1 pseudogene is annotated in these 639 nt (G+C 56.2%); it reads right to left on the bottom strand.

Features of this window, described 5'->3' with window-relative positions:
• Positions 1–124 precede the first annotated feature (124 nt).
• A pseudogene (locus F7Q90_RS25820) lies at positions 125–517 on the bottom strand (MFS transporter); the annotation flags it as partial.
• Positions 518–639 lie beyond the last annotated feature (122 nt).

The raw sequence follows: 639 nt of genomic DNA on the forward strand, positions 1-639 counted from the left end.
GTGGTTGCGTTACGTCATCGGTCATATACAGGACTGGCCGGTGAACCGGGTCCGCGATCTGCTGCCATGGAAGGTCGAGCTTCCCTCTGCCTGAACGTCAATACGGTCTGAATGCGACGCTTACCCCGAGTAAGCCCGCATGCACTCGTTCAATTAAACGTCCCGCGACCGGTGAGAGCAGCATGGTGGCCAGCGGCCACGGCGTAAGCAATAAACCGGTTTCGACCTCTGTACGCCCCAGCACGCTTTGCAGGTAGAAGGGCAGTGATACCATCGCCAGCATCTGCGCGCAGAAAGAGCAGACGGAGGTGCACATCGACAGGGCAAAAATAGGGATGCGCAGCAAATCAACCGGCAGCAACGGCACGGCCATCGTCAGCTGGCGTCGGATAAAAAAGTAGCCCACCACAAGCAGCGTGATAAGTTCTCCTGCGATAAGCCAGATCGATTGTCCCTGGGCAAAGCCACCCAGCGCCGAAATAAGCAGGCCGAAAAAGAGCGCATTCATTACCGCAGTAAGCGTCACATTTAAACCGTCTGTGCAGCGGGCTCCGGTTCCGGGAAAATAGTGTCCATCATTTTTTAATGGACACTATCGCGTGAAACACCGGACATGGCTCCTTGAGGCGCTTCGCCTCC

Source organism: Pantoea stewartii subsp. stewartii (assembly GCF_008801695.1).
GTDB classification, from domain to species: Bacteria; Pseudomonadota; Gammaproteobacteria; order Enterobacterales; family Enterobacteriaceae; genus Pantoea; species Pantoea stewartii.